Annotated in this window: 8 protein-coding genes; 4 read left to right on the forward strand and 4 right to left on the reverse strand. The window is 62.0% G+C overall.

Annotated features, from left to right (window positions below):
- Positions 1-208 precede the first annotated feature (208 nt).
- Entirely contained in the window at positions 209-1729 is a 1521-nt protein-coding gene (locus IFO71_RS21010) for a DNA recombination protein RmuC (protein WP_192031652.1), read from the forward strand.
- 34 nt (positions 1730-1763) lie between these two features.
- On the opposite strand, the gene IFO71_RS21015 is transcribed toward IFO71_RS21010, so the two are convergent.
- Both IFO71_RS21015 and IFO71_RS21020 read right to left on the reverse strand, forming a co-directional pair.
- Entirely contained in the window at positions 1764-2249 is a 486-nt protein-coding gene (locus IFO71_RS21015; protein ID WP_192031653.1) for an NUDIX hydrolase, read from the reverse strand.
- A gap of 5 nt (positions 2250-2254) precedes the next feature.
- Positions 2255-4144, reverse strand: coding sequence for an ATP-binding cassette domain-containing protein (locus tag IFO71_RS21020; protein ID WP_192031654.1), 1890 nt, complete (start codon positions 4142-4144; stop codon positions 2255-2257).
- A gap of 128 nt (positions 4145-4272) precedes the next feature.
- Here IFO71_RS21020 and IFO71_RS21025 point away from each other — a divergent pair, with 128 nt between their 5' ends.
- From IFO71_RS21025 to IFO71_RS21035, 3 genes are all read left to right on the forward strand, one after another.
- A complete protein-coding gene (locus tag IFO71_RS21025; RefSeq protein WP_332309433.1) occupies positions 4273-4899 on the forward strand; it encodes a glutathione S-transferase family protein in 627 nt (208 codons plus the stop codon).
- A gap of 212 nt (positions 4900-5111) precedes the next feature.
- Positions 5112-5321, forward strand: a complete 210-nt coding sequence (locus IFO71_RS21030) for a cold-shock protein (protein WP_192031655.1) — start codon at positions 5112-5114, stop codon at positions 5319-5321.
- A 171-nt stretch (positions 5322-5492) separates the two neighbouring features.
- Positions 5493-6266, forward strand: a complete 774-nt coding sequence (locus IFO71_RS21035; RefSeq protein WP_192031656.1) for a hypothetical protein — start codon at positions 5493-5495, stop codon at positions 6264-6266.
- 58 nt (positions 6267-6324) lie between these two features.
- On the opposite strand, the gene IFO71_RS21040 is transcribed toward IFO71_RS21035, so the two are convergent.
- Both IFO71_RS21040 and IFO71_RS21045 read right to left on the reverse strand, forming a co-directional pair.
- Positions 6325-6831, reverse strand: a complete 507-nt coding sequence (locus IFO71_RS21040) for a flavodoxin family protein (protein ID WP_192031657.1) — start codon at positions 6829-6831, stop codon at positions 6325-6327.
- Positions 6824-7267, reverse strand: coding sequence for a PaaI family thioesterase (locus tag IFO71_RS21045; RefSeq protein WP_192031658.1), 444 nt, complete (start codon positions 7265-7267; stop codon positions 6824-6826). The genes IFO71_RS21040 and IFO71_RS21045 overlap by 8 nt, the downstream gene beginning before the upstream one ends.
- Positions 7268-7435: the final 168 nt, after the last annotated feature.

Below are 7435 nucleotides of genomic sequence, written 5' to 3' on the forward strand. Positions count from 1 at the left end.
CAGCTGCGCGGGACTGCGTCCCGATCTCGCCCAAGTGGGCCCACCACTTGGGCTCGTCGCGCCTTGCACTCGACGCAAAGTCCTCGGTGATCATCCGCGCCCCCTCATGAAATATCCGGGTTAACAGGCTGCTGAAACAAGTCTCAATATCCTGCTAGGCAATGGCTTCGCGGTAGACTGCGCGGCAGTTTGCTTGAGGTTGTTCGCTGTGCTTGAACAGATGGTTTCCCTTCCGCTCTGGCTGCTGCTGTTGTTGGGCCTGGGTTTGCTGACAGCTGTGGTGGGCTGGGGAGCGATGCAGCGCCGGCAGGGCCGGCGCGATCTGGCGCCGGATATTGCGGCGCTGCGGGCCGGGCTGGATGCCGCCCAGGCCGGCAGAGACGAGCTGGCGCAACGGCTGGCCGAGATGGATGTCGCTCTGCGGGCCTCGCGTGATCGGTCTGACCTGCTGTCCGACCAGCGAGCCGCACTGCAGGCCCGGGCCGAACGCGTGTCGATGCTGGAGCAGGCGATCGCTCAGCGTGAGCAACGCTTGCAGGATGAGCAGTCGAAGTCGACCCGCCTGGCCGCAGAGCTGGCCGAGCTGCGCGGTCGTGGTGAAGAGCTGCAGCGTGCCAGCGAGCAGAAGCTCGCCCTGTTGAATGAAGCCGAGCAACGACTTCGAGAATCATTCAAGCAGCTGGCGCAGCAGGTGTTCGAGGAGCGGGCGGAGAAGCTCGGACAGCAAAGTCAGCATCAGATCGGAGGGCTATTGGAGCCGCTGCGAATGCAGCTGCAGCAGTTCCGCGAGGCCATGGCCTCAACCCAGGCCGCCGAACAGCGCGAGCGTGGTATTCTGGCCGCCGAGATTCGCAGCCTAAAGCAGCTGAACCAGCAGATCAGCGAGGACGCCATCAATCTGACCCGTGCGCTGAAGGGCGATAGCAAGGTGCAGGGGGCATGGGGCGAATTGGTGCTTGAGCGAGTGCTCGAGGCATCGGGCCTGCATCGCGACCGCGAATACGTCATGCAGGCCTCATTCAAGGATGATGACGGCGCCTTGCAGCGTCCGGATGCCATCGTGCACCTGCCCGATGGCAAGGATCTGGTGATCGATGCCAAGGTCTCCCTGGTGGCCTATGAACGCAGTGTTGCAGCCGTCACCGAAGACGAGCGTCACCAGGCCTTGAAGGAACATATTCAAAGCCTGCGTCGTCATATCGATAGCCTCAGCAGTCGCGCCTATACCGACCTCAGCGAACTGCGCACGCTGGACTTCGTGCTGATGTTCGTGCCGGTGGAAGCCGCGTTCGTAGAGGCGGTGCGGCACGAGGGCGAGCTGTACCTGTACGCCTTGCGCCGCAACGTTGCCCTGGTCAGCCCAAGCACGATGCTGGCCACCTTGCGCACCGTGGCGCATCTTTGGCGAATGGAGCAACGCAACGTCAATGCCATCGAGATCGCTGATCGTGCGGCCAAGCTGTATGACCATTTCGCCAGTCTGGTTGGCGAGCTGCAGCAGGTCGGGCAGCAGCTGGAGAAAGCGCAACGCGCGCAGTCGAGTGCGTTGCGGCGGCTCACCGATGGCGGCAAGGGCAGCATCGTCCTGCAGTTGAATTCACTGATTGAACTGGGTGTTCAAACGCGCAAGCAGTTGCCTGCCGAGCTGGTGCATCGGGCCGCAAGCGGCCAAGCTGATGAGGCCGGCAAGGAGAAAGCACATTCCTCAGCCAACGAGGATCCGCGCTAGCCCGTTCATGCTCAGATGCTCAAGTGTCGGCGCATCAGCGTTGAAATGCCCAGCCTTGCATGCGGCCGTCGAGATACGGCATCACACCATGGAAGGGCCGCGGATCCTGATCGAAGACCAACGGCAGGAACTGTCGATCACCTTCCCACAACGGTAGATCGGGCACTGCATCGAGTTCGATCCAGACCAGATCACCTTCCGGGTTAGAGGGCTTGGGCTCGCCGCGGAAGGCATCGATCAGATAGATGAAACCGAACCAATCCTCGCCATGCTTGCCGAAGCCAGGCCAGCTGATCGTTCCGCGCAACTGCATGCTCAGGCATTCGATGCCAGCCTCTTCGTGAATCTCGCGCTGCAGGCCGCTGAGTACATCCTCGTTGGATTCCAGCTTGCCGCCTAGGCCATTGAACTTGCCGTAGTGGGCATCGTCGGGACGGGCATTGCGGTGGATCATCAGGACGCGTCGCCTATCCGGCGAGAGCACGTAGCCAAGGGTAGCCAGTATGGGTGTGTAGGGCATGATGACTATCCGTTCTGCTGTGCTTCCAGGGCTTCCCAGCGCGCATACGCAGCGTCCAGTTCGAGTTGCAGCTGGGTCGCTTTGGCCTGCTCGGCCACAATCTGGTCGGCCGCTTGGCGATAGAAATCCGGCGAACTCATGCGCGACTGCAGCGACTGCATCTCCACCTCCAAGGTTTCGATTCGCGCGGGCAGGGCATCGAGTTCGCGTTGATCCTTGTAGCTGAGTTTGGCTGCGCGGCGTTCGGTCTTGCTCTCGCTGCCGGCGCCGGCCGCGGGTTTCGGCTCGGCGCTGGGTTTGCTCGGTGCGGTCTCAGCCGGACGTTGGCGCTGCCAATCCTGATAGCCGCCCACCCATTCGGTGACTCGTCCCTGGTCGTCGATCACCAGCAGGCTGGTGACTACTTCGTCGAGAAAGGCACGATCATGCGAAACCATGATCACCGTGCCGCGGTACTCGGCCAGCTGCTCTTCCAGCAGTTCCAGGGTTTCGGCGTCAAGGTCATTGGTCGGTTCGTCCATCACCAGCAAGTTCGATGGCTTGGCAAACAGTTTGGCCAACAGCAGTCGGTTGCGTTCGCCACCGGAGAGGCGGGTAATCGGCGCGCGGGCGCGTTCGGGCGAGAACAGGAAGTCCTGCAGATAGCCCAACACATGCTTTCGCTTGCCGTCGAGCTCGATGTACTCGCGCCCTTCGGCGACATTGTCCAGCGCTGTCCAGTCCTCGCGCAGGGTGCTGCGATGCTGATCGAAATAGGCGATTTCCAGCCCCGTACCGAGTGCCACCGTGCCCTCGGTGGGTTGCAGCTCGCCCAACAGCAGGCGCACGAGGGTGGTTTTTCCGCTGCCGTTGCGGCCGACGATGCCGAGCCGATCGCCGCGCATCAAGGTCAGATCAAACGGCTGGATCAAGGTCTGCGCATTCCAGCCATAGCCGAGTTGTTCGGCCAGGATCACGCGCCGTCCGGACTGCGCGGCCTCGGTAAGCTGCATCGAGGCGCGACCCTCGACCTCACGGCGCTGGGCGCGTTGGTCGCGCATTTTCTTCAACGCGCGAACCCGGCCCTCATTGCGCGTGCGGCGCGCCTTGATGCCTTGGCGAATCCACACTTCCTCTTCCGCCAGCTTGCGATCAAAGTGCTGATCGGCCAGCGCCTCGGCGTGTTCGCGCTCGGCGCGTCGGCGCAGGTAATTGTCGTAGTCGCCGGGCCAGGAAGTCAGCCGTCCGCGATCGATCTCGATGATGCGGGTCGCCACTGCGCGCAACAGCGCGCGATCATGGGTGACGAAGATGACCGCGCCTGGAAATTCGACCAGATAGTCCTGCAGCCACTCGATGGCGGGAATGTCGAGATGGTTGGTGGGCTCGTCCAGCAACAGAATGTCGGGCGAGTTCAGCACAGCCCGAGCCAATAGCACCCGTCGCTTGAGCCCGCCCGAAAGCGCGGCGAATTCGGCCTCGCCGTCCAATTCGAATCGTTGTAGCACGCTGTGCACGCGGGTTTGCAGGTTCCAGCCCTGGCCAGTGTCGATCAGATCGTGCAATAGCTGCAGGCGCGATGCGTGCTCTGCACCGTGCGTGCTGAGATGCTCGTATTCGGCCAGCAGCCGCCCCATTTCGCCGCAGCCTGAGGTGACGATATCCACCACCGGACCGCACAGATCGGCCGGCACTTCCTGTGGCAGACGCCCCACATTGAGGCCGCTTTGGCGCACGATCTGGCCGTCGTCAGGCTGCAGCTCTCCGGCGATCAGCTTGAGCAGGGTGGACTTGCCGGCGCCGTTGCGCCCAATCACTGAGATCCGTTCACCCGGCTCGAGCGACCAGTTCGCGCGTTCCAGTAGCAGCGGGCCGCCGACCGAATAGTCGACATCCTGAAAAGACAGCAAGGGCATTGCGACAACACGGGGCGAGTGAGAGGCCGCGCATCCTAACGCGACTGAGCTGAGTGCACACCCTCCGGCATGCTCGGCGTCGGCAAGGAACTACAATCCAGCCTCCTCAAATCATTCGGAGTCCGTCTGTGAAGCTTTATTACGCCCCCAGCACCGCCGCCATGATTCCGCACTGGCTCTTGCTGGAGATCGGGCTGCCGGTGGAGATGGTCAAGCTGGATCTAGCCAGCCGCGAACACAAGCGGCCGGAGTATCTGGCCCTCAACCCGGCCGGCACGGTGCCGACCCTGGTGGTGGGTGACCAAGTAATCACCGAATCGGCAGCGATCCTCCTGTGGCTGGTAGAACAGGCGCCGGGGCAGTGGCTGGCGCCGGCCATGGGCACGGCGCAACGCGCCCAATTTCTGCAGCATGTGGTGCACCTGGCGAACACCTTGCAGCCGGCGTTCCGACGCTGGTTCTATCCGGAGGAAGCGGCCGGCGCGGCGGCGGCCGCAGCCAACAAGCAGCACGCCGAGCGGGATATCGCCCTGGAGTGGGAGCGCTGGAACGGGCTGTTGGCCGAGCGACCGTATCTGCTCGGAACGGACATCAGTGCGGCGGACTTTTACCTCTGCGTACTGATGCGCTGGTCGCGCAACATGCCCCGACCGGCTACCGACTGGCCGCATCTCGCGCGCTTCGCTGCGACGCTGAAGGCGCGGCCGAGCTTTGCGCTTCTTTACCAACGTGAGGAACTCACCGACTGGACGTAAACAAATCACGCTAAGCGCCGGGCAGGGCTATATCTTTTGTTAAAAAAATAGCGTATTGTCGAGCCGCTTCTTGCTCGGTCACATTACATCGTGACGGATGCGCGGTGAGTCTGATGATCTGCCGTAGTCGATCGCGTCCTCGTTATGGTCCTCGCAGATGAAGCGGAATGCCCCCCGGGGCAACTCACAACGTGTTCTTTGGAGTTAGTAGCATGTCCGACCGTGAAACCGGTACCGTCAAGTGGTTCAACGATGCCAAGGGCTTCGGCTTCATCAGCCGCGCTGAAGGCGAAGACCTGTTCGTGCATTTCCGCGCGATCCAGGGCAACGGCTTCCGCACCTTGAAAGAAGGCCAGAAGGTCAGCTTCGTGGTCACCAAGGGGCCGAAAGGCTTCCAGGCCGATCAGGTTCAGGCAGTTTGATTTGCCTGCCGGTCCGTTCGCGGACCGGGTGCGTTCGGGCGGCATACAGCCCGTAAGAGAGGCCCGCTGACGCAAGTCAGGGGGCCTCTTTATTTTGGGCCCGGTCACGTCGCCGGCTACACTTCGTCCTTGGTTCTCAGCGACTGTTCGTACAGCGGTCGGGAGAATCCTGTGAACAAGCCAGCGGAGCAGGTGATGTTGGAAGAACTCGGCAGCGATTTGCGCCGTGTCTGGACCGTTACCTTTCGTCGCCATTGGCAGCCGATCTGCACCGCATTGATCAGCGTCGGCGGCCTGTGGGTGGCGCTCGGTCTATTCGGTGCCATCGAGCGCGACGGCGCCTTCATGCTGCTCGGCTTGTTTCTGTTCGCCTATGCCGGCCTGGTGCTGCTGAGCCGATTGCCGCCCAATGTGTTGGGCAAGCGAGTCGATGAACGCCTTGAGCGCTGGGTCGCCAGCAGCGGCGCCGGCTTTTACGGGCTGATGACCACGGTACGCTTCGCCCAGCTTGAGCTGGCCGATCTGATCGATGCCCTGGGCTCGATCGGCAGCCATATGCAAAGCTGGGTCTGGGAGCTGATCACCGGCATCAGCATCGACGCCATCATGAACTCGATCAAGGCCTTTATGTGGCCGGTCGATGTAATGAAAGAGTTTGGATTGATCCGCGCGGCCATTCTGGTGGCACCCTTGTGGGCGCTGTATATCACCGGCGCCAAGGCCTTCCCTCGCATGCACGCCAAGCTCGACAAGGAAGCTGAGCAAGTCGATGTCGAGGCTGAGAATGCCGAATCGACTCAAAAGTCAGATCAAGCAGACACTGCCTCGACCAAGTCCTCGCTAGCCTCGGTACTGCCGTCGCTGCCCTCCCTGCCTTCCTTGCCGACGCTCGGCCGTCGCTCACAGAAGCCACCCGAAGGTCCGCCCAAGCCACCGCCAGCCTGACGCTTCGAGTCGCGTGTTCTAGCCCGAATATTCCATGAGGTCGCCGAAAGACACCGCCTCAGAAGATTTGCATGGCGAGACCTTCGGCCAGCAGTTCTCCGAGCTCTTGGCATAGCGCCCGTTGCTGTTCGCTCAGCGTTTTTGGCGCCAGGATGGCCTGCTCGGTTTGTGCCTGCATCATCAGCCGCACCGGCTCGGCAACGCGCCTCCAGCGCAGGCCCAGGGCAATGCGATCGAGTTGCGCCTGAGCGTTATCACCATCGCTGCCGGCGCAGATGATGCTGGCGAAGGGCAGCCCCTGAGTCTTGTTGAGGAGCGGGTAGTAGCTGCGGTCGAAGAAATCCTTGATGCGGCCGCTGAGCGCGGCCAGATTCTCCGCCGCTACGACTACGATGGCCTGACTCGATAGCACCGATGCAGCATTGCAATCGTCTGCATGCAATCGTTGAACATCGAGTTCAGGCCGGGCCCGCCGTGCGGCGTCGGCCAGGCAAGCACTGGCTTGCTCGCAGGCGCCGGTCTGGCTATGCCAGACGATCAACAGACGGGGGGCGCGATCAGACAATCTGGCAATTCGCCTGGGCCAGCACCAGCACGCGCAGGTCAGGTGCCAACACCCGGCCCTGGATGATCATGCCGCGGTCATTCTTATCCAACAGATTCGCCTGGCATTCGATATGAGGCAGGTCCGGCGTGACCGGCCGCAGATAGTGGATCTGCATGGTCGAAGTGACATTGGGCGGCCCCACCAGAAAAGAGAATGGGCCGATGGTGTTGTCCAGTGCCGCTGCCACGAAGCCGCCCTGCATGAAGCCCCAAGGATTCTGATAGCGGGTCAGCACAGGAAAACGAATGCGCAGACACACTCCATCGAAGTAGTCCATCACCTCGGACTGCATTTCGACAAAGCACGGTGGTGGCATCAAGGCCTGTGGATGGTTCCTCAGCGACTGCTTCAGCAGCGAAACCATATGCTCGGTGGGGCTGTGGCGACTGTCCATGCGGATTCCGTGCAAGGGCTTGGTGTAGCTTACCCGGTTGTGTCGGTTAGCCCGGATATTTCATGAGGGGGCGCGGATGATCACCGAGGACTTTGCGTCGAGTGCAAGGCGCGACGAGCCCAAGTGGTGGGCCCACTTGGGCGAGATCGGGACGCAGTCCCGCGTAGC

It is taken from the genome of Pseudomarimonas arenosa, assembly GCF_014841215.1.
In the GTDB taxonomy this organism is placed as follows: Bacteria; Pseudomonadota; Gammaproteobacteria; order Xanthomonadales; family Xanthomonadaceae; genus Pseudomarimonas; species Pseudomarimonas arenosa.